Here is a 21,145-nt window from a genome sequence, read left to right on the forward strand (position 1 = left end):
ATGACAGCCTGTCAGAGAGCATTGCCTATGTCCAAACCCACTCTCAGCCGTTTTCTCATCGATCAGCAGCGCATGCCGGATTCGACCTGTCCGGCCGAACTGCGCCTCTTGATCGAAACCATTGCCCGCGCCTGCAAGGTGATCAATCACGCCATTTCAAAGGGCGCTTTGGGGGATGTGCTGGGCAGCCTCGACAGCGAAAACGTGCAGGGCGAGGTGCAGAAGAAGCTGGACGTGATCGCCAATGACCTGCTGCTCGACGCGAATGAGTGGGGCGGCCATCTTGCCGGCATGGCGTCTGAAGAGATGGAGGCGATCCACCCGATCCCGAACCGCTATCCCAAGGGCGAATATCTGTTGCTGTTCGATCCCATCGACGGGTCGAGCAATGTCGATGTCGATCTTTCCGTCGGCACTATTTTCTCGATCCTGCGCGCGCCGGAGCACACGTCTGGCCGCGATGTGGAGGAAGGTGATTTCCTCCAGCCCGGTCACTGCCAGGTGGCGGCGGGCTATGCGATCTATGGCCCGCAGACGCTGATGGTGCTGACCGTGGGCACGGGCGTCTATGAATTCACGCTGGATGCCGAAATCGGTTCGTGGCGTATGACCGACGGGCCATTGAAGATCCCGACCGGCCGCCGCGAATTTGCGATCAACATGGCGCGCCGTCGCCAGTGGTCGCCTGCGATCAGCCAATATGTGGAAGAGCGCATCCTTGGCGCAGAGGGGCCTTTGGGCGTCGATTACAACATGCGCTGGACCGCATCCATGGTGGCCGACGTGCATCGCATCCTTAAGCGTGGCGGCGTGTTCCTTTACCCCGAAGATCACCGCAACGGTAAGGCGAAGCTGCGCCTGCTATATGAAGCGAACCCGATGAGCATGCTGATCGAACAGGCTGGCGGCGCGGCGACCGATGGGGCCAACCGCATCCTCGATGCAGAGCCTGTCGGCCTGCACCAGCGTATCGGCGTGGTGCTGGGCGATCCGCAAGAGGTGGCGATCGTTTCGGGCCAGCTGGCCGACGCCTGATTTTACGGGGCGGGAGGGCCTTGGCGCTCCCGCCTCGATCAGCGCGGCAAAAATCCCGTGGCCAGGTTTTCGACCATGGCGTCGACTGTCTTGTAAGGGTCGTGCCCCGCATCCGGATCGTACCAGCGCGCGGGCCAGTTAAGGGCGCCTGCCAGCGTGAATGCCATCAGGTTCGCGTCGCACGGGGCGATCGATCCGTCGCTCATTCCTTCTTTCAGAAAATCGCACATTGCCGCATGGACCCGGCGTTTGAGCGTGAGCAGGCTTTCGAGATTTTCCGCTCCCAGCGCTTCATCCGGGGTGCGGATGACGCAGCGCCCGAATTCGCTGAGATTCACCTTGGCATAGCCGACAAGAAAACGGTGCAATCGCTGCGCCGCATTGCCGCTGGTCGCGCGCGCATCCGATGCAGCTTGAAGCAATTGCTTTAGCCCGATGCGCAGGCACTCGCTCAGCACGTTCTCCTTATTGCCGAGATAATGGTATATGGTCGGCTTCGAAACGCCGAGCGAAGCGGCGACGTCGTCGAGTGAGGTGGCGTGGTAGCCGCGGGTGTTGAACATGCGCACCGCAGCCTCCAGCAAAGCCTGCTTCTTGGCTTGCCGGTCCGCCTCGCGCTGCTTGGCGCTGCGGAATGGGGATGGTGATGCACTCACGCGCCAAAATCCTCTCTAGGCATCATCGGGGTGAAGCCCCGTTGCGGTGATACCCGTTGGAATGCTATATACTCACCAGTAAAACAACAAGCCCCCTGTTCAAATGCAGGCAGTTCATTTCCAGAGGATACTCCCATGGCCGACCCCATCGTCATCGCTTCCTATGCCCGCACGCCGATGGGCGGCCTGCAGGGGGTTTTCGCGAACACCAAATCGACCGATCTTGGTGCCGCCGCGGTCAGGGCTGCGGTGGAGCGTGCCGGAATTTCAGGCGACAAGGTCGATCAGATCGTGATGGGCTGCGTCCTTCCTGCAGGGCTGGGGCAGGCCCCGGCGCGGCAGGCGGCGATCCTTGGCGGGCTGGGCGAACATGTACCCGCCACCACCGTCAACAAGATGTGCGGATCGGGCATGCAAGCCGCGATCATGGCGCATGACGCGCTGGTCGGCGGCAGCGCCGATGTCATCGTCGCCGGCGGGATGGAGAGCATGACGAGTGCGCCGTATTTGCTGAAAAAGCATCGCAGCGGGGCGCGGCTGGGCCATGACGTGGTCAAGGATTCGATGTTCCTCGACGGGCTGGAGGATGCCTATGAGGAAGGTACGCTGATGGGCGTCTTTGCTGAGCGCGCAGCCCAGAAATACCAGTTCACCCGTGAGGTTCAGGATGAATATGCGATCCGATCGCTGACCCTGGCACGGCAGGCCACCGAAAGCGGCGCGTTCGATCGCGAGATTACGCCGGTGGAGGTAAAGGGCCGGAAGGGCAGCGCCACCATCGCCGAGGACGAGCAGCCCGCCAAGGCCAATCCCGACAAGATCCCGACCCTTCGCCCGGCCTTTGCCAAGGACGGCACCGTGACCGCGGCCAATAGCTCTTCGATCAGCGATGGCGCGGCGGCGCTGGTAATGTGCCGCGCCAGCACCGCCGAAGCATTGGGTATGAAGCCTGTCGCTCGCATCGTGGGTCATTCCGCCTTTGCCCACGCACCGGGCGAATTCACCAGCGCACCTGTCCACGCGACGCGCAGGCTGATGGAGCGGATTGGCTGGACCATCGACGATGTCGATCTGTTCGAGGTCAACGAGGCATTCGCCGTCGTCGCCCTGATAGCAGAGCGCGAGCTAGGTATCCCGCGTGAAAAGCTGAACGTGAACGGCGGCGCCTGCGCTTTGGGTCACCCGATCGGTGCATCGGGCGCGCGGATCATGGCGACTTTGCTCGGTGCGCTGGAGAACCGCGAGCTCAAGCGCGGCGTAGCGAGTATTTGCATCGGTGGCGGCGAGGCTACCGCCATCGCGCTGGAGAGAATCTGATCACCCGCTGGTGATCAACTCAGGCGCGCGAAGGTCGCAACGCCAGGCGTAGGCGTGCGGACAGCTGCGGCAGGGGCGGGCGCTTCGGCCTGCGTTCCCGCCAGCGCGGTCAGCATCTCGGCCAGTTCGCCCAGCGCCTCGCGCGCCAGCGAATAATAGACCATTTTCGCTTCCTTGCGCGTTTCCACCAGCTCGGCCTTGCGCAGCACGGCCAGCTGCTGGGAAAGCGCCGGCTGGCCAACGCCGCTTGCCGCCTCGATGTCTCCGACATTGCGCTCACCATCCTTGAGTGCGTGCAGCAGCCGCAGGCGGACGGGATGGGCTATGGCCTTCAACGCCTCGATATTGTCGTTCTCGCTCACTTGCTGGCTCCCGGGGCTTCCTCAAGGAACCAGTCGCTTGCGCTTTTGGCCGCATACACGCTGTCGAGATCGACGCTGGGCTGTTTCAAAAGCTTTTCGCCCGGCTGCCAGTTCGCAGGGGCGAGCAATGGGCCGCTGTCCACCGCCTGCAGCGCATCGAGAATGCGCAGCATCTCTCCCACCGAACGGCCGATGCTGGCCGGATAGCAGGTCATGGCGCGGATGATGCCATCGGGATCTATGAAGAAGGTCGTGCGCACGGTCGCGCTGTCATTGTCGCCGGGCGCGACCATGCCATAGGCGCGGCCGATCACCAGCGTCGGATCCTCGACGATCGGAAACCGAACCTCCACGCCGAAACGCTCGCGGATCATGCGTAGCCAGGCGAAATGCGAAAACAGGCTGTCGACCGATAGTGCCATCATCGCGCAATCGCGTGCTTCGAACTCATGCGCGACCTTGGCCAGTTCGACGAATTCGGTGGTGCAGACGGGCGTGAAATCGGCCGGGTGCGAAAACAGCATTAGCCAGCGTCCGCGGTAATCGGACAGGTCGACGTCGCCGGTCGTGCTGCGCGCCGTGAAATTGGGTACCGCATCGCCGATGCGCAAGCCCGCGCAGGGCGGGGGAGGTTGATCGTTCGTGGTCATGCAGCCCTCATAGCACTTGACAAATTAAAAGCAATACATATACACAATTTATGAAAGTGAAATTCGGAGGTTTCAATGGCTGACACCGACGCCACCATCGCCAATGATGCCGCCCTGGCCGCTGCCTCGGTGCAGGTTGAGCGCGCCAGCGCGAACAAGGAGCTGCGCCCCTCGATTGCAGGCTTTTTCGACGAAGCGACCTATACGGTCAGCTATGTCGTGCACGATCCCGCGACGAAGGAGGCCGCGATCATCGATTCGGTCCTCGACTATGAGGCCGCTTCGGGGCGGACTTCAAACGGTTCTGCCGATCGTATAATCGAATATGTGAAAGTGAACGATCTGACCGTCACCTGGCTGATCGAGACGCACGCACATGCCGATCATATTTCGGCGGCTCCCTATCTGCAGGAAAAGCTGGGCGGTAAGCTGGCCATCGGCAAGGATATCGTCCGCGTGCAGGAAGTGTTCGGCAAACTCTTTAATGCGGGCACCGATTTCGAGCGTGACGGTTCGCAATTCGACCACCTTTTCACCGATGGCGAAACCTTCAGGATCGGCACGATCGAGGGCATTGCCCTGCATGTGCCGGGTCATACGCCCGCCGACATGGCTTTCCTGATCGGCGATGCCGCATTCGTCGGCGATACGATCTTCATGCCAGATTTCGGCACCGCGCGTGCCGATTTCCCCGGCGGCGATGCGCGCCAGCTCTTTCGCTCGATCCGTCGCCTGCTGTCGCTGCCGGCCGCGACGCGCCTGTTCCTGTGCCATGATTACAAGGCGCCGGGCCGCGACGACTATGCGTGGGAGACCACCGTCGGCCAGCAGCGCAACGAAAACGTCCATGTGAACGACAAGATCACCGAAGACGAATTCGTCGAAATGCGCACCAGCCGCGACAGCACTCTGGCCATGCCGAAGCTGATCATGCCCAGCGTTCAGGTCAACATCCGCGGTGGCCGACTGCCCGAACCTGAAGCCAATGGCGTCAGCTACATCAAGATCCCCGTGAACGCACTTTGAGTATCGGATTCATGACTCCCATCGCACTTTCCCTGCCTGGCTTCCCCGACGCCGCCCCCGGCGCCGGTCTGGCTGGCGGTATCCTGATCGGCCTTGCCGCGGCGCTTATGCTGCTCGGTCTGGGCCGTATCGCGGGCATTTCGGGCATCACCGCCCGCGTCGTCGGCCTTGGCGGCGGGATCGACCGGGCGGCGGCCGTCGCCTTTCTGGTTGGCCTGCCTGTCGGCGCGGCAATCATTGCCATGGCGCAGGGCGGCCTGCCGGCCAATTTCGCCGGGCCCATTCCGCTGATCATCGCTGGTCTTCTGGTCGGCATCGGTACGCGGCTGGGTTCGGGCTGCACCAGCGGGCACGGCGTGTGCGGCGTTTCGCGCCTGTCGACGCGTTCGCTGGTCGCGACCGGCACGTTCATGGTCGCCGGTATCGCCACGGTCGCCATCATGAATGCCCTTGGGCTGGAGGTGCTGTCATGACCATGCGCAAGGTAGCGACCTCGCTGGTCGCAGGCACATTGTTCGGTTCCGGTCTCGCGCTGGGGGGAATGACCAATCCGGCCCGCGTGCGCGGCTTTCTCGACCTGTTTGGTGACTGGGACCCGACCCTTGCTTTCGTGATGGGCGGGGCGGTGCTGGTGATGGCCATTGCGTGGCGTTTCCAGCCAAGGATGATCGCGCCCTTGTTCGAGGACAAGTTCTACATCCCCACCCGCAAGGACCTGACGACGCCTCTGGTGTTCGGATCGGCGCTGTTCGGCATCGGCTGGGGCGTTGCGGGACTGTGTCCGGGTCCGGGTATCGCGGCGCTGGTGATTGAGCCGGTGTCGGCGCTGATTTTCGTCGCTTCGATGATCGCGGGGATGGGGCTGGTCCACCTGCTTAAAGGAGAAGGCTGATGGAAATCCGCCGCGTCGATGCACATTTCGCGGTCGCCCCGCAATTGCAGGCGGGCGACATGACGCGGCTTGCCGATGAGGGTTTCACCACCATCATCTGCAACCGCCCGGATGGCGAGGAACCGGGGCAGCCGCCCGTCGCCGACATCGCGGAGGCGGCAACCGCGGCAGGCCTCGCCTTTTATTTCATCCCGGTCAGCGGGGGTGAGTTTCCCGATAATGCGGTGAGCGCATTTCGCGAAGTCCGCCAAAAGGCGAGCGGGCCCGTGCTGGCGTTCTGCCGCACCGGCACGCGTTCGATCACGCTCGAAACGCTGGCAAATCCCGATGATCGCAGCGTCGAAGACAGGCTGAGCCGCGCCGCTGGTGCCGGATATGATCTGCAGGGGCTGGCCGAAAGCCTGGCCGGGTAAAAGCCCGAGAACGAGAACGGAGAGACACTATGGCCAAAGCGCATGACATCGTCATCATCGGCGGCGGTTCCGCCGGCATCGCCACGGCATCATCGATGCTGAAGCGCAGGCCGTCGCTCGACATCGCCATCGTCGAACCTTCGGGCGTGCATTATTATCAGCCGGGCTGGACCATGGTCGGCGGCGGCGTGTTCGATGCGCCCGTGACCTGCCGCTCGATGGAAAGCGTCATGCCTTCCACCGTGACATGGGTGAAGGACGCGTGTGAGAGTTTCCAACCGGAGCAGAAGCAGGTCACGCTGCGCGATGGATCGACGCTTTCATACAAGATCCTGATCGTCGCCCCCGGCATCCGCCTTGCGTGGGAAAAGATCGACGGCCTGGCCGATGCGCTGGGCACCAATGGCGTTACCTCGAACTATCGCTACGATCTCGCGCCCTATACCTGGCAGACGGTACAGGCGTTAAAGGAAGGCGTGGCGCTGTTCACCCAGCCGCCGATGCCGATCAAATGCGCAGGCGCGCCGCAAAAGGCGATGTACCTGTCGTGCGACGAATGGCTGGGTTCGGGTGCGCTGAAGAACATCGATGTCCAGTTCCACAATGCGGGCGGCGTATTGTTCGGCGTCGATGCCTATATCCCGGCGCTGATGGAATATATCGAACGTTACGGCATCGACCTCAATCTCGGCTCAACGCTGGTAGCCGTGGATGGTCCGGCACAAAAAGCAACCTTCAAGACGGCCGAGGGCGAGGTCACGCGCGATTTCGACATGCTGCACGCGGTGCCGCCGCAGGTCGCCCCCGATTTCGTGGCGAACAGCCCGCTGGCGGGTGAAACCGGCTTTGTCGATGTCGACCAGTTCACCATGCAGCATGTGCGTTTTCCCGATATTTTCAGCCTTGGCGATGCGGGCGGCATGCCCAATGCAAAGACCGCCGCTGCCGCGCGCAAGCAGGCGCCGATCGTTGCGGTCAACGCGCTTGCGGTGCTGGATGGGAAGGAGCCGGTGTCGGACTACGACGGCTATGGCTCATGCCCGCTGACGGTTGAGCGCGGCAAGATCGTGCTGGCCGAATTCGGCTATGGCGGCAAGCTGCTGCCCAGCTTCCCGAAATGGGTGATCGACGGAACGCGGCCGCGTAAGCTTTCGTGGCTTTTGAAGAGCGAGGCGCTGCCGTGGATCTATTGGAACGGCATGCTCAAGGGGCATGAGTGGCTGGTGAAGCCGCAGATGAACCACGGGGTCAAGGACGCGGCCTGATGCTCGATCCGCTTCACATGGCGCTGGGCGCGGCTTCTGGCGGGCTGGTCGGCTTTTCGCTGGGGCTCGTTGGCGGCGGGGGGTCGATCCTTGCCGTGCCGCTGATGGTTTATCTGGTGGGCGTGAAAAGCCCGCATGTCGCGATCGGCACAAGCGCGCTGGCCGTGGCCGCAAATGCTGCAACCGGATTGCTGCAGCATGCGCGCGATCACAACGTGCGCTGGCGCTGCGGTTTGATGTATGCGGCAGCCGGCATCATCGGCGCGTTCGGCGGTTCGACACTGGGCAAGAATTTTGACGGGCAGAAGCTGCTTTTCCTGTTCGCCTTGCTCATGCTGGTGGTCGGCGCGCTGATGCTGCGCGGGCGCGGCAACATGGGCACGCCCGGCGCACGCTGCAATCGCCGAAACGCGCCAAAGGTGCTGGGCTATGGGCTTGGCACTGGCGTGTTTAGCGGGTTCTTCGGTATCGGCGGCGGCTTCCTGATCGTGCCGGGTCTGATCGCATCGACCGACATGGTGATGATCAACGCGGTGGGGACCAGCCTTGTCGCGGTCACGGCGTTCGGTCTGACCACGGCAGCGAACTATGCGTTTTCCGGTCTTGTCGACTGGGTGCTGGCCGCGACCTTCATCGCAGGCGGCGTCGTCGGCGGGTTCGGTGGCACCCTGCTGGCGAAAAAGCTTTCGGGGGGCGGACAATTGAAGGCAGTGTTCGCGGTGCTGATCTTCGTCGTCGCGATCTACATGCTCTGGAAAAGCTGGAACGCGATGTGAGCGTGATCCCCGACAAGGATGCGCGCTGCCGCCGGATCGAGGCACTGATCGCATCGGGTAGAGGGGTGTGCGAAAGCTGCCGCGAGATCGGCATTTCGGAAAAGACGTTCTATCGCTGGCGCAAGGCGAGAGCCGCCTGAACCGTCAGTGCGAGGTTTTGACAGGGCTTGCCGCGTCCAGCGCAGGTTGCAGCCGTTCGCGCAGCAGGTCGAGGAAACGCGACACCTTCGACGAAAGGTGGCGGCGTGTCGGATAGACCGCCCAGATCGGTTCGTCATCGGGCGTTTCATCGGCGAGGATGATTTTCAATCGCCCTGCCGCCAAGTGGTCGCCGACATAGAATGCGGGAAGCTGGCAGATCCCCATACCTGCAACGCATGCCTCCAGCAGGGCATTGCCCGAATTGCAGTGCCAGCGGCTTTCGGGGCGGAATACTTCCTCGCGCCGAAAGCGCCATTGTCGCGACGATCCGACAAGGCAATGATGGCTGGCCAGATCCGAAACCTGCTGCGGCGTGCCATGGGCGGACAGGTAATGGCGCGATGCCACGGTGACGAGCTGACGCTGCGCCACCCGTGTCGCGATCAGGCGCGAATCCTCCAGATGGCCGGTACGCAGGGCAAGGTCATAGCCGCCGCTGACGATATCGACGACATCATTGTCGAGATCGAGCCGTACCGACAGCGCCGGAAAATCCCGCGCAAAATCGAGCAGCAGCGGCGCGACGAATTTCTCTCCCAGCGCGTATGAGCAGGTGAGGCGCAAGGTGCCGCGCGGCTGGTCCTGTCTGCTGACCGCTGCGATCGCCTCCTCGCGCTCTTCCACAAGCCGCTGGCAGTGATCGAAGAACGCATGGCCCGCATCGGTAATGTGCAGCGACCTGGTCGTGCGCGCGAACAACTGCGTGTCGAGCCGCGCTTCAAGGCGGGCGACGGCGCGGCTCATATGGGTGACCGATGCGCCAAAGGCCGTTGCCCCGGCAGTAAAGCTGCCCGCGCGGGCGACAGCCACGAATTCCTCAATCCCGTCCCATCCGTTGATCATTGGCGATGCCCGCTGATTATTGCGTCATGGTGATAATGCTTTGCTCAATTGCCGGTTTATCACCATCCGGCCATGACGCTAGTGTCCGTTTCAATTCGATCACCGAAATAAAGGATTCGTCATGAAGACCCGCGCAGCCGTCGCTTTCGAAGCGAAAAAGCCTCTCGAAATCGTGGAAGTCGATCTGGAAGGGCCCAAGGAGGGCGAGGTCCTGGTCGAGATCATGGCGACGGGCATCTGCCATACCGACGCCTACACGCTGGACGGTTTCGACAGCGAAGGCATCTTCCCCAGCATCCTTGGCCATGAAGGTGCTGGCATCGTGCGCGAGGTCGGGCCGGGCGTCACCAGCGTGAAGCCCGATGATCATGTCATCCCGCTCTACACCCCCGAATGCCGCCAGTGTAAGATGTGCCTGTCGGGCAAGACCAACCTGTGCAGCGCCATCCGCGAAACGCAGGGCAAGGGATTGATGCCCGATGGAACCAGCCGCTTCAGCTATAAGGGCGAGACGATCTTCCATTACATGGGATGCTCGACCTTTTCGAACTTTACCGTGCTGCCCGAAATCGCCGTTGCGAAGATCCGCAAGGACGCGCCGTTCAAGACCAGCTGCTATATCGGCTGCGGCGTGACGACGGGCGTTGGCGCGGTGACCAATACCGCGAAGGTGCAGGTTGGCGACAATGTCGTGATCTTTGGCCTTGGCGGCATCGGCCTCAACGTCATTCAGGGCGCGCGTCTGGCCGGCGCGAACAAGATCATCGGCGTAGATATCAACCCTGACCGCGAGGAATGGGGCCGCAAGTTCGGCATGACCGACTTCCTCAACACGAAGGGGATGAGCCGCGAGGACACGATCGCCAATATCGTGCGGATGACCGATGGCGGCGCGGATTACACCTTTGACGCGACCGGCAATACCGAAGTCATGCGCACCGCGCTGGAGGCGTGCCACAAGGGCTGGGGCACGAGCATCATCATCGGCGTGGCCGAAGCGGGCAAGACGATCGAGACGCGTCCGTTCCAGCTGGTGACGGGCCGCAACTGGCGCGGCACCGCATTTGGCGGGGCCAAGGGGCGCACCGACGTTCCGAAGATCGTCGACATGTACATGACCGGCAAGATCGAGATCGATCCCATGATCACCCACGTCATGGGGTTGGAGGAGATCAACACCGCCTTCGACCTGATGCATGAAGGCAAGTCGATCCGCTCCGTCGTGGTGTTCTAAAGTACCGCTGGCATTGCAGCCGGAAGAACGCCTAGGCTCCTCCGGCTGCAAAAACCATTACAGGAGAGCGATTTATGTTCAGCCACGTCCATCTCGGCGCCAATGATGTCGAGAAATCCCGCCGCTTTTACGATGCCATCATGGGCGTGCTGGGCGCCGGGCCGGGGACCTATGACGCCGAACGCAATCGCTATTTCTGGAGCCACAACGGCACATTGCTGATCGTTGGCGAACCGCTTGACGGCGAGGCTGCGACGGCAGGCAATGGCATGACCATCGGCTTTACCGTCGAGGACGAGGCCATGGGCCACAAATGGTACGAGACCGCCTGCGCCAATGGCGGCACCGGTATCGAGGAACCGCCCAGCGTTCGCACCAAGATGGTGGGCGATCTGTTCCTGGCCTATGTCCGCGATCCTGACGGCAATAAGCTGTGTGCCCTTAAAGTCATGGGATGAATATGACGCTTGAAACAGTTTCGACGAACAAGACCCACGGCGGCGTGCAGGGCGTGTACAAGCACCGCTCCGTCGCCACCGGGACGGAGATGACATTTTCGGTCTTCGTGCCCGACCATGCCGAAGGTGCCTATCTGCCGGTCCTGACCTATTTGTCGGGACTGACCTGCACCCACGCGAATGTCACCGAAAAGGGTGAATACCGCGCCGCCTGCGCAAAGCACGGCATCATCTTCGTCGCGCCAGACACATCGCCGCGCGGCGATGAGGTTCCCGATGACGATGCCTATGATTTCGGCAAGGGCGCGGGTTTTTACGTCAACGCGACCGAAGAGCCCTGGGCGCAGCATTTCCAGATGCGCCGCTATGTCGAGGAGGAGCTACCCGCTCTGATCCAGCAGAACTTCCCCGCCGACATGGCGCGGCAGGGGATCATGGGCCATTCCATGGGCGGCCATGGCGCGCTGACCATATCGCTGCGCAATCCGGGGCGATACAGATCGACAAGCGCATTCGCGCCGATCGTCGCGCCGCTTGAATGCCCATGGGGTGAAAAGGCGCTGACAGGCTATATCGGCGCGGACAAGGCGGCATGGCGTGAATATGACGCCTGTGCGCTGATCGAAGATGGCGCGCGCCTGCCGGACCTGCTGGTCGATCAGGGCACGGCGGATGGATTCCTCGAGGAGCAGCTGAAAACGCATCTCTTGCAGAAGGCCGTCGATGCCGCAGGCATACCCGCCCGGATCCGGATGCAAGAGGGGTATGATCACTCATACTACTTCATCTCGACCTTCATGGCCGAACATGTCGATTGGCATGCGGAGCGGATGAAGGGCTGAACGCAGGCATGATCTGAACAGTAATCGCGATACTGTGCTGTGCATCACAGCGCGGTATCGCGGGGGCGGGCAAAAGCATTGGCAGACACTCCACACAAGGAAACTGCCATGACCCGCTATAATTCCATTCTCGACACCATCGGCAACACGCCTGCCGTGCGTATCAACAATCTCGGCCCCAAGGTGCGTGCGCGCGGGGTTGAACTCTACGTCAAGATCGAGAGCGCCAATCCCATGGCCTCGGTCAAGGATCGCCTTGCTCTTGGCGTGATCGAGGCGGCCGAACGCGACGGTTCGCTGCAGCCCGGACAGACCGTGATCGAGGCGACCAGCGGCAATACCGGTATCGGCCTTGCCATGGTCTGCGCGCAGAAAGGCTATCCGCTTGTCATCGTGATGGCCGAGAGCTTCTCGGTCGAACGTCGCCGCCTGATGCGCTTTCTGGGCGCGAAGGTCGTGCTGACGCCCGCTGGCGTTAAGGGTTCGGGCATGATCGCCAAGGCGCAGGAACTGGCCGACAAGCATGGCTGGTTCCTCGCCCGCCAGTTCGAGAACGAGGCGAACCCCGACATGCATTCGCGCACCACCGCGCGTGAGATCATCGCCGATTTCGATGGCCGGGGCCCCGATTACTTCGTCACCGGTTTCGGCACCGGCGGCACGCTGAAGGGCATTGCCCGCGTGCTGCGCGCCGAATGCCCCGATACGCAGATCATCGCGGCAGAGCCTGAAAATTCGCCGCTGATGGGGTCGGGCATACTGCAGCAATATGATGTCGATGGCCGGCCTGCCGCTAGCCACCCTTCTGCCCGCCCGCACCCGATGCAGGGCTGGTCGCCCGACTTCACGCCGAAGATGGCGCATGATGTCTTGCAGGCCGGCATGATCGACCGCGTCATCGGCGTGGAAGGCGCAGACGCACTGACCTGTTCGCGTGATCTGGCGCGCAAGGAAGGCATCTTTTGCGGCATAACAAGCGGCGCGACCTTCGCCGCCGCGCTGAAGGTTGCCGAGAACGCGCCTGCCGGTTCGCGTATCCTTGCCATGCTGCCCGATACGGGCGAACGCTATATGTCGACCGTGCTGTTCGACGGGATCGAGGCCGGGATGGACGAGGACGAACTCGCCATCTCGACCAGCACGCCGATGGCGCAGTTCGGCGCTTCGGCTCCGGCTGCCCCGATCAAGGCGCCCATCGTGGCCGCCGATCATCCCGGCGCGCGTGAACTCGCCCGCATCCTGCTCGGCACCGAAGAGCCGGTGACCATGTTCGGTTTCGAATGGTGCGAATTCTGCTGGTCGGCGCGCGCGATGCTCGATGATTGCGGCGTACCCTATCGCACCGTCAATCTCGACGCCGCCGATGCGGACAAGGCCGCCATGGCCGAATTGCGCCAGGCCCTGTTCGCGCGCTGCAAGGTGCCCTTCGTGCCGCAGATTTTCGTAGGCGAACGGCTGATCGGCGGCTGCAGCGAACTTTTCGCCGCCTATGCCGACGGGTCGCTGCAGGCCGCTTTGGCGACGCGCGGCCATGTGCTGGGCCACAACGACAATTTCGACCCCGCCGCATACCTGCCCAAGTGGATGCAGGCACGGGCCTGAGGCAAAGGACAAGGAGAAGAACGATGAGCGATCTCGCCGCCCTTCTGGCCAATGCTGCCAGCCGCGCCGCACGCTATCGGCAGCAGGTGGCGAAACGCTCGCCGCTGCCGACGGCCAGCCTGTCGGAACTTCGCGCCGCACTCTGTCGTCCTCTGGGCGAAGAGGGACGGCTAGCCAGCGAAGTCATCGCCGAACTCGCCGATGCGGCGGAACCGGGGTTCGCTGGCACCACCAGCCCGGCCTTCCACGGCTGGGTCATCGGTGGGTCGCATCCCGCCGGGGTCGCGGCAGAGATGCTGACGGCGGCATGGGGGCAGAATGCGGTGCTCTACCAATCCGCGCCCGCTGCCGCCGTGGTGGAGGAAGCGGCGGCCGGATGGCTGCTCGACCTCCTCGACATGCCGCGCGAAAGCTCGGTCGGCTTTGCGACCGGCGCGACGATGGCGAGCTTCATCGGCCTGACCGCCGCGCGCATCGCCATGCTGGAACGCGCGGGCTGGGATCTGGAGCAGGACGGGTTGTTCGGCGCACCCGAAGTCACCGTGTTTCTGGGGGCCGAAGCGCATTCGACGATCTTCCACGCACTGCGCCTGCTGGGTTTCGGTCGCCGCCGTCTGGTGACGGTGGAGGCTGACGGGGAAGGGCGCATGATGCCGGGCGCCTTGGCCCGTGCCATGGCGCGCCGTTCCGGCCCAGCCATCGTCATCGCGCAGGCGGGGCACATCAATTCGGGCGCGTTCGACGACATCACCGCCATTGCCGCCACCGCGCAGGCCCGCGGCGCATGGCTGCATGTCGATGGCGCTTTCGGCATGTGGGCACGCGCCAGCCGCACCCGCCGGCATCTCGCAAAGGGCATGCATCTGGCGGACAGCTGCTCACTCGACGGTCATAAATGGCTGCAGGTGCCCTATGACTGCGGCTATGCGATCCTGCGCAATGCCGACATGCACCGCCGCGCCATGTCGATCAGCGCCAGCTATCTGAACCGCGAGGCCGAGGGCGGGCGCAATCCCAGCGACTATGTGCCCGAACTTTCGCGCCGCGCGCGCGGTTTCGCCAGCTGGGCGGTGATGCGGGCCTTGGGCCGCAAGGGTATCGCCGACATTATCGAGGACAGCTGCGACAATGCCCGTATCTTCGCCGTGCTCTGCGCGATGGAGCCGTCGATCCGGGTGATGAACGATGTGCAATTGAACCAGGTCTGCATCGCCCCGCGCAATCGCGCAAACGAGGATGCGATCGTGGCGCGGGTGTCGCAGGCGCTGGCCGATGACGGACGCTATTTCGTGAAGCCCGCCGAATGGCAGGGGCGGCCCGTGCTTCGCTTTTCCTTTTGCGGGCAGCCAGCCACCCATGTGCAGGTGGAGGCGATGGCCGCACTCGTCGCCTGCGCCTTTGCGAAAGCCGATCCCATGGCGGACGGGAGCCGCATGGCAGCCTGAAATCACCCTGCCACCTGGCGAAGGGCGTGGAAGCGATTGACTTCCGCGCCCTTTGTGTTTGGTTATCCGTGGATGGAGGGACTCTGGGATCTGATCGCCCGGCTTGACGATACCGCGCTTTTGCGCGCGTTCGAGCCGGATGCCTTGTCCGACCTGCTCAATCGCGGCCAGCGCCGCCATTTGAAGCGGGGGGAGGAGGTTATCCGGCAGGGGGATGACGGCGATTTTCTTGTCGTGCTGCTGACAGGCCATCTCAAGATTGGCCTTGCAAGTGCGAATGGGCGCGACATCATCCTGGGCTATGCGGAACCGGGCGACGTGCTGGGAGAGATCGCCATGCTCGACGATTGCCCGCGCACCGCAACCGTATCTGCCAGCGAACCAGCGGAAGTGGTCATCGTCTCGCGCGCCGATTTCCGGCATGCGGCGATGGACCGGCCTGAATCGATGTGGGCGATGATGCGGTTGATGGCGAACCGCATCCGCCTGCTTGACCAGACGGTTGAGGGGGATCGCAGCTTTTCGATGGGGCCGCGCCTTGCGCGTGTGATCGTTCGGCTGATGCCGGTGGAGGCGGCTGGCGACGGGGCGCTGAGGCTGGATCTCAGCCAGTCGGACCTCGGCGCTTTTGCTGGGCTCAGCCGGGAAAACGTCAATCGCCAGATCGGCGAATGGGAAGCGGCCGGGGTGCTGGCGCGGGCGGGGAGGAAGCTGGTGATCCTCGACCCTGAGTATATCCGCGAACTGGCCGAATTCGGGGATCCGGAATAGGCCGGTCAATAGAATTCGACCGGTAAGCGCCGGGCTTTTTGCGCTTACCGGTCGGGGTATTTCATCATGCCATCTGCTCGAAGGCGGCCTCGGTCACAGAGGCGTTCATCACATTGATGCCGCCCGAAAGAACACATGCGGCGGCGAAGATCGCCATCACGGAATTACGGATCATTTCCTGCATTTTCTTACTCCTTCATCACTGGCGGGGCACCGTGCCGCGCCGTGTGAAGGCTGTTTAGGGGAGGGGCCGCGCCCCGACTGTGCCGCAGGTCACAGGGCCAAAAAAATTGCCACAAAAACTTCAGCGCTTTTCGAAATCGAGCGAATAGATGCGCTGCTTGCCGAAGCCCTTTACCTCCAGCTCGTCGATCTCGCTGGTGGCAAAACTGTCGTCGAGGGCATCGCGAAAGCCTTGCGAGATGGTGATCCCCATCGGATCGCACAGCTGCTCCATCCGTGCGGCAAGGTTCACCGCGGGGCCGAAGATGTCATAGACATATTTCTGGATGCCCACCATCGATCCGATCAGCGATCCGCGCGCAAGGCCGATGCGGAACTGCCAGACATTGGAATGCGCAGCGTTCCGCTTTTCAAGGAAACGCTTCATGCGCACAGCGACGCGGGCAAGGTGGACGGCATGGTTGTCGCCCTGATCGGGCACGCCCGCCACCGCGATATAGGCATCGCCGATCGTCTTGATCCGCTCGCATTGGTAAAGCTCGGTAATGCGGTCGAAGGCGCTGAAGATGTCGTTCAACTCGCTGACCAAGGCGCCGGGTTCGCGCGCGACCGTCATTTCGGTGAAGTTCACGAAGTCGAGCATCAGCACGCTGGCATCGTCATAGCGTTCGGGGGTGGTGGTGCCGTAGTCGCGCAGTTCCTCGTAAACGGTGCGGGGCATGAGGTTGAGGAGCAGCTTTTCCACCCGCTCCTTTTCGCGGCTCAGTTCCTTGGCGTTTTTCTCGGCCATGCGGGCATAGCTGTCGAGCATGTATTCCGCCTCGCGCTGCTTGGCGACATCGCGGCCCTCGGCCAAAAGGAAGCGCTGCCCGCCGCTTTCGATGAAACGCAATTCAACCTGCTGCTGGCTTTTGCGCGTATCGCCGCCAAGGTCGATGTCGGCCTTGTACGCACGGCCCGACGACAGGCGGCGTTCGGCCTTGTCCCAGTCGACCTGGGTCAGATGTTCGGCAAGCGCGTCGCTCTCCACTTCGGGCTTACGGAAAAGTTCGAAGAAAGCGGCGTTTTCATAGAGGATCAGGCGGCTGTCGGCATCGGCCAGCGCAACCGGCGCGGACAGCGCGGCGCAGGCGATCTGCGCAGGCGTCAGGCTGTCACTCGACAATGAACGACCTCAAGTTCTCCACCTCGCGCACCACGGCGTCGCGGTCGGCGTCCTCGAACCCTGCATCGTCCAGCGTTTCGTCAAGAATGTCGCATAGCCGGTCGTAGTCCTCCTCGGTAATCTCGCGCCGGCGATGGGCGCGGGCCAGTTCCTCCTTGGACAGATGGGCCGGGCCGCCGAGCAGCGAGGAGATCATCTTCGTCTGGTGGTCGATGAGCTGGCGCATGTTCACGCCCACGAAATGGCGCTGCAGCAGATTGTCGTCGAGCACCTCGTCGTAAAAGGCCGACACGACTTTGCGTACTTCGGCAAAGCCGCCGTACTTCTCGAACATGGATTGCGCCAAGCGCGTCCCTCCCCCCAGATGCGACCCCGGGCAGTGGTTATAGCAGCCGGGAAGGGGAGGCCAATCGCTTTCGCGTTTGGGTTAATTACGGATAACCACAATGGGTTAGCGCCGCCTGTCGCATCCCGGCCTCCATCCACCCCGCACAGGGGGAAATCGGTCCGGGCCATTAAGCCGAAATTTACTATTTGAGCCAAAGCGTTGTCACTCGATCACGGCCGCGGGGATCCGGCTGTGCGGGGACACTCGTGGGGCGCGAGGCGGGACGATGACGAAATATGCGATGACGGGTTGGGCGGCTGGCAGCAAATGGGCTGGTCACCTGATGGCGGGAACGGCGCTGCTGGCGCTGGCCGGCTGCGGAGGCGGTGAAGCGGAAGGTACCGCTGCCGTCGCAACGGTAAGCGAGAGCACGACGGGCGCCACGCCAACGGCCACACCATCGCCCACTCCCACGCCTACGCCGACCCCGACACCCACGCCGACGCCGACACCGACAACGACGACCAGTGCCGGATCGGCGCCTGCTGGCACGATGATGCTGGGCGCGGCGACCCACTTCGCGCAAGGCTGGCCGGTATCGGAATTGTCGAAGAACCAGGCGCTCAATTTCAATCTGCTGCGCGACAGCCTCTATTGGTCGGAAACCGAAACGGTGAAGGGGCAGATCGACCTCACCACAGCCAATGCGAAGAAACTTGATCAGGTCTGCGCCAGCGGCACCAAGATCATCATGACGCAGCATTTCAAGAACCCGCTCTATGATGGCGGCAATTACGTCTATTCGGCGGCGGGGCGGCAGGCATTCGCCAAATATATCCGCGCGCTGGCCGATCACTACGGTTCGTGCATCGCCGCGTTCGAAATCGGGAACGAGATCAATGGCGGCGGCGGGACGGGGCTGTCCTATCCATCGGGCTATGACCTCGAAGACAGCTATGTCGCGATGCTGAAAGACATCAAGTCCGCCATGGGCGGCACCCATTCCGACATTTCGATCCTGGGCGGATCGACCAACATGATCGGCACCGGCTTCCTTGAGGGGCTGTTTGGGGCAGGCATGCTGAACTATGTCGATGGCGTCGCAGTGCATCCGTATCAGGGATATGCGGCGGGCATGGATTTCGAACTGAAGAAGCTGCGCGCGGCCATGTCTGCCCATGGCGGCGGGTCGAAGGAAATCTGGATCCCCGAATGGGCGCATGATCATGCCGACCAGAACCTGTCTGCCGGGCAGGCGATCATGTCGGCGACGATGATGGCAGAGCAGGGCGTCAAGGGCGCGACGTGGTATGCGCTGCTGGAAGAAAGCTGGTTTCCCAATCTCGGCCTCTACAACGGCTCATCGCTGAAGAAGCAGGGCAAGGCGCTGAAGGCGGTGGCGACGCATTTGCTGCCGCATGGCAATCCGGTGCGGCTGGATCTGGGCGATCCGGGGCTCTTCGCCTATCGCTTCGGCACGGGCGCGACCGTCGTTTGGGGCACGCCGCGTACGATTTCCGTTTCGGGCGCGTCGGCGGCCTATGACATGCTGGGCAACCCGCTTACGAACAAATCCAGCCTGCAGGTCAGCGACGATCCCGTCATGTTCGTCGGCGGCTCGATCAGCAATGTGGGCAGCAGTTCGACGCTGGCCGATACGCTGCTGCAATTCGGCACCGGCGAGTGGCGCTATTTCGCGCGCAATGCGGCTGGCGACATGAATGAACTGCACTGGGTCAATAACTGGTACGACGGCGTCTATCGCAGCGACTGGGATGCGGTGGTCTATCTTGGCCCCTATCGCGCGATCCCGGCGCGCGACGGCAATGATCCGATGCGCGTGCTGTGGCAGTGGAAATCGGACGAGGCGGTGTCGGTCACCGTCACCGCCTGCTTCACCAAGGAAGCCAATGGCGATGGCATCGATGTCGCGATCAACCGCAATGGCTCTGCCGTGGCGACCGGGTTCCTGTCGAGCGGGGAGAAGCAGTTCAGTGCCAATATCGATCTGGCCGCAGGCGACAGGGTCATGATCTCGGCAGGTCCCAATCAGACGTGGGGCGGCGACAAGTTTCAGATGCGCGCGAGGATCTACCGGAAAGGATCGGCCGGAGCGGTCCCCTGTCCCGAGATCTGGTCCGCTCTCTGACCCGATGTGCCCGGCGGGACCTGGCCGGCCGGGCACATCCCTTGCTCATGCGCATTCTGGTCAAGCCTGCGGGCGATTCCTTAAGGACCTTTCCTGAGCGCGATTGATGCATCTGGAAACCTTGCAATGTACGCTTTTTGAATATTGCACATTATATTTATAATAGCGTTTGTTGCCTCCAATACAGTTACTTGCACATACTTTCGTGATGCAGGGCAATGTTCCCGAGAAACTATAATTAATCCAGTTTTATCCATGCCGTTTCATCATTGCTTAGCCGCGCCCCCCCTAGAGTGGAGAGGTGAAGAAGCCGGACCGAACCTTGGCCCGGCGGTAATCGCCTACGGTGGGAGCTTGGTGCAATGCTCGCGTTCGTAAAGGCACGGTATACGGTTGGTCTCATCGGCCTCGACATCGTCGACCGCGCCAAAGTGAACATCATTCTGGAGAAGGCCTTCGCCGATGGCGAAGCCTCATGGCTGGCGCTCTACAACGACAGCTGCGACCTCATCATCACATCGGGCAACCTGCCCGTCGAGGCGATGGATGAGCAGATCGTTGCCCGGATCGTCGATGCCGACTGCCCGGATGATGGCCCGTTCCTGCTGCGCCGCCCGTTGAGCCATGAGGCTATCGTCAGCCTCCTGCGCAATGCTGAGGCCCAGCTCGACAGCTCCGCTCCCGCGCCCGAATATGGCCGCCTCAAGGTCACTGGCGTGACCGAGGTGCAGCCCGGTGAAGAGCGCGCGGTGGAGATGGCCGAGGCCGCTCCTGCCGCTGCCCCGGCGCCGCAGATGCATCCGCAGTTCGCCGCGCTCGGCCCTTCGTATCAGCAGCAGATCGCCGCGCAGCAGGCGCCGCGCCCCTATCCGCCCACGCAGGCGCAACGCGGTGTCGCCGCCAGCGCCAATGCTGGCAGCGAAACGGTGGGCGAGAGCTGGGCCGATATCTCGATCGCGCTTTATTCCATCCTGCAGACCCGCGTGCCGACAATGGCGCGCATCAACCTGCCGCACGCCGAATCGATCCTGATCGATTTCCCGGGCCGCCGCTTTCAGTGCGCAGGCTTTCCGGATTCGATCCCGCTGCAGCCGCACCAGGTCGTGCTGCGCGCCACGCTGGCGCAGCCGGGACAGGGTCTGCCGCAGGGGCAGCCGCTCGAACGGCTGCTCTGGTTCATCGGCACGCGCGCTTTGGGCGCCGGGCTGGCGCCGTGGCTGTGCGCCGAAGACCGCTGCCGCCTCGTGCAGTGGCCGAACTTTACCGTGCTCGACCATTCGATCGATCACATGCGGATGACCGCTGCCATGGGGAACGGCCTGCTGACCGCAGAGGAGCTTTCGCTACTTTCGGGCGTGCCGTTCCAAAAGGCCGCGGGCATCCTCAACGCATTCAGCCTGATGGGTCTCCTCCACATCGAGCGCCAACCCGCTCCGGCCCCGCGCGTGCCCGCGCCGGTGGCCGGAACCGGGGTGGGAACGCGCTCCTCGGGAAGCCTGTTCGGCAAGCTCATCCGGAAAATGGGACTCTAA

23 protein-coding genes are annotated in these 21,145 nt (G+C 62.8%); 17 read left to right on the forward strand and 6 right to left on the reverse strand.

Translation table 11 applies throughout. From position 1 onward, the window contains the following. Positions 1 to 27 precede the first annotated feature (27 nt). Positions 28 to 1,035: a class 1 fructose-bisphosphatase gene (locus A9D13_RS19300; protein ID WP_066777727.1), complete on the forward strand. Its 1,008-nt coding sequence runs from the start codon at positions 28 to 30 to the stop codon at positions 1,033 to 1,035. Between the two features lie 38 nt (positions 1,036 to 1,073). On the opposite strand, the gene A9D13_RS19305 is transcribed toward A9D13_RS19300, so the two are convergent. Further along, a complete protein-coding gene (locus A9D13_RS19305) occupies positions 1,074 to 1,691 on the reverse strand; it encodes a TetR/AcrR family transcriptional regulator (protein ID WP_066777730.1) in 618 nt (205 codons plus the stop codon). 135 nt (positions 1,692 to 1,826) lie between these two features. Between A9D13_RS19305 and A9D13_RS19310 the strand changes: the two genes are divergently transcribed. Continuing rightward, entirely contained in the window at positions 1,827 to 3,008 is a 1,182-nt protein-coding gene (locus A9D13_RS19310; RefSeq protein WP_066777733.1) for an acetyl-CoA C-acyltransferase, read from the forward strand. A 14-nt stretch (positions 3,009 to 3,022) separates the two neighbouring features. On the opposite strand, the gene A9D13_RS19315 is transcribed toward A9D13_RS19310, so the two are convergent. Together A9D13_RS19315 and A9D13_RS19320 are read right to left on the reverse strand one after the other, a co-directional pair. Then, positions 3,023 to 3,370, reverse strand: coding sequence for an ArsR/SmtB family transcription factor (locus A9D13_RS19315; RefSeq protein ID WP_066777736.1), 348 nt, complete (start codon positions 3,368 to 3,370; stop codon positions 3,023 to 3,025). Continuing rightward, positions 3,367 to 4,020, reverse strand: coding sequence for a peroxiredoxin (locus A9D13_RS19320; protein ID WP_066777738.1), 654 nt, complete (start codon positions 4,018 to 4,020; stop codon positions 3,367 to 3,369). The genes A9D13_RS19315 and A9D13_RS19320 overlap by 4 nt, the downstream gene beginning before the upstream one ends. Before the next feature lie 75 nt (positions 4,021 to 4,095). Between A9D13_RS19320 and A9D13_RS19325 the strand changes: the two genes are divergently transcribed. Genes A9D13_RS19325 through A9D13_RS20720 form a run of 7 tightly spaced genes read left to right on the forward strand, consistent with a single transcriptional unit; the run spans position 4,096 to position 8,532 of the window. Continuing rightward, entirely contained in the window at positions 4,096 to 5,046 is a 951-nt protein-coding gene (locus A9D13_RS19325) for an MBL fold metallo-hydrolase (protein WP_066777741.1), read from the forward strand. A gap of 11 nt (positions 5,047 to 5,057) precedes the next feature. Beyond that, positions 5,058 to 5,519 (forward strand): YeeE/YedE family protein, encoded by a 462-nt coding sequence (locus A9D13_RS19330; protein WP_066777744.1) that lies wholly within the window; start codon positions 5,058 to 5,060, stop codon positions 5,517 to 5,519. Then, entirely contained in the window at positions 5,516 to 5,938 is a 423-nt protein-coding gene (locus A9D13_RS19335; protein WP_066777751.1) for a DUF6691 family protein, read from the forward strand. Before A9D13_RS19330 ends, A9D13_RS19335 begins: the two co-directional genes overlap by 4 nt. Beyond that, positions 5,938 to 6,351, forward strand: coding sequence for a protein tyrosine phosphatase family protein (locus A9D13_RS19340; RefSeq protein WP_066777754.1), 414 nt, complete (start codon positions 5,938 to 5,940; stop codon positions 6,349 to 6,351). The genes A9D13_RS19335 and A9D13_RS19340 overlap by 1 nt, the downstream gene beginning before the upstream one ends. 29 nt (positions 6,352 to 6,380) lie before the next feature. Then, on the forward strand, positions 6,381 to 7,616 hold the full coding sequence (locus A9D13_RS19345; RefSeq protein WP_066777757.1) for an NAD(P)/FAD-dependent oxidoreductase: 1,236 nt from the start codon (positions 6,381 to 6,383) through the stop codon (positions 7,614 to 7,616). Further along, positions 7,616 to 8,392: a sulfite exporter TauE/SafE family protein gene (locus A9D13_RS19350; RefSeq protein WP_216635520.1), complete on the forward strand. Its 777-nt coding sequence runs from the start codon at positions 7,616 to 7,618 to the stop codon at positions 8,390 to 8,392. The genes A9D13_RS19345 and A9D13_RS19350 overlap by 1 nt, the downstream gene beginning before the upstream one ends. Continuing rightward, complete coding sequence (locus tag A9D13_RS20720) at positions 8,389 to 8,532, forward strand: helix-turn-helix domain-containing protein (protein WP_156522196.1); 144 nt, start codon at positions 8,389 to 8,391, stop codon at positions 8,530 to 8,532. Before A9D13_RS19350 ends, A9D13_RS20720 begins: the two co-directional genes overlap by 4 nt. 4 nt (positions 8,533 to 8,536) lie before the next feature. Here A9D13_RS20720 and A9D13_RS19355 read toward each other — a convergent pair whose 3' ends face one another. Continuing rightward, positions 8,537 to 9,436: a LysR family transcriptional regulator gene (locus tag A9D13_RS19355; protein ID WP_172808236.1), complete on the reverse strand. Its 900-nt coding sequence runs from the start codon at positions 9,434 to 9,436 to the stop codon at positions 8,537 to 8,539. 121 nt (positions 9,437 to 9,557) lie between these two features. Between A9D13_RS19355 and A9D13_RS19360 the strand changes: the two genes are divergently transcribed. The 6 genes from A9D13_RS19360 (at position 9,558) to A9D13_RS19385 (ending at position 15,788) form a co-directional block, all read left to right on the forward strand. Beyond that, the gene (locus A9D13_RS19360; RefSeq protein ID WP_066777759.1) at positions 9,558 to 10,670 is read left to right on the forward strand and encodes an S-(hydroxymethyl)glutathione dehydrogenase/class III alcohol dehydrogenase; all 1,113 of its coding nucleotides are present in this window, start codon (positions 9,558 to 9,560) and stop codon (positions 10,668 to 10,670) included. Between the two features lie 74 nt (positions 10,671 to 10,744). Continuing rightward, positions 10,745 to 11,128: a VOC family protein gene (locus tag A9D13_RS19365; RefSeq protein ID WP_066777761.1), complete on the forward strand. Its 384-nt coding sequence runs from the start codon at positions 10,745 to 10,747 to the stop codon at positions 11,126 to 11,128. 2 nt (positions 11,129 to 11,130) lie between these two features. Continuing rightward, entirely contained in the window at positions 11,131 to 11,970 is an 840-nt protein-coding gene (gene fghA, locus A9D13_RS19370; protein ID WP_066777763.1) for an S-formylglutathione hydrolase, read from the forward strand. Positions 11,971 to 12,078: 108 nt separating this feature from the next. Next, on the forward strand, positions 12,079 to 13,572 hold the full coding sequence (locus A9D13_RS21455) for a cysteine synthase (RefSeq protein WP_066777766.1): 1,494 nt from the start codon (positions 12,079 to 12,081) through the stop codon (positions 13,570 to 13,572). A 23-nt stretch (positions 13,573 to 13,595) separates the two neighbouring features. Next, on the forward strand, positions 13,596 to 15,017 hold the full coding sequence (locus A9D13_RS19380) for a pyridoxal phosphate-dependent decarboxylase family protein (RefSeq protein WP_066777769.1): 1,422 nt from the start codon (positions 13,596 to 13,598) through the stop codon (positions 15,015 to 15,017). A 72-nt stretch (positions 15,018 to 15,089) separates the two neighbouring features. Then, a complete protein-coding gene (locus A9D13_RS19385; protein ID WP_066777884.1) occupies positions 15,090 to 15,788 on the forward strand; it encodes a Crp/Fnr family transcriptional regulator in 699 nt (232 codons plus the stop codon). Positions 15,789 to 16,092: 304 nt separating this feature from the next. Here the strand turns inward: A9D13_RS19385 and A9D13_RS19390 are convergent, their stop codons facing one another. Both A9D13_RS19390 and A9D13_RS19395 read right to left on the reverse strand, forming a co-directional pair. Next, positions 16,093 to 17,136: an adenylate/guanylate cyclase domain-containing protein gene (locus A9D13_RS19390; protein WP_066777772.1), complete on the reverse strand. Its 1,044-nt coding sequence runs from the start codon at positions 17,134 to 17,136 to the stop codon at positions 16,093 to 16,095. Next, entirely contained in the window at positions 17,126 to 17,470 is a 345-nt protein-coding gene (locus tag A9D13_RS19395; protein ID WP_066777775.1) for a group I truncated hemoglobin, read from the reverse strand. Before A9D13_RS19395 ends, A9D13_RS19390 begins: the two co-directional genes overlap by 11 nt. Positions 17,471 to 17,750: 280 nt before the next feature. Between A9D13_RS19395 and A9D13_RS21005 the strand changes: the two genes are divergently transcribed. Further along, positions 17,751 to 19,613, forward strand: coding sequence for a hypothetical protein (locus tag A9D13_RS21005; protein ID WP_156522197.1), 1,863 nt, complete (start codon positions 17,751 to 17,753; stop codon positions 19,611 to 19,613). 362 nt (positions 19,614 to 19,975) lie between these two features. Next, positions 19,976 to 21,145 carry a hypothetical protein gene (locus A9D13_RS19410; RefSeq protein WP_066777782.1) on the forward strand — a complete coding sequence of 390 codons (1,170 nt, stop codon included), beginning with the start codon at positions 19,976 to 19,978 and terminating at the stop codon, positions 21,143 to 21,145.

The organism is Croceicoccus mobilis (genome assembly GCF_001661965.1).
Taxonomy (GTDB): Bacteria; Pseudomonadota; Alphaproteobacteria; order Sphingomonadales; family Sphingomonadaceae; genus Croceicoccus; species Croceicoccus mobilis.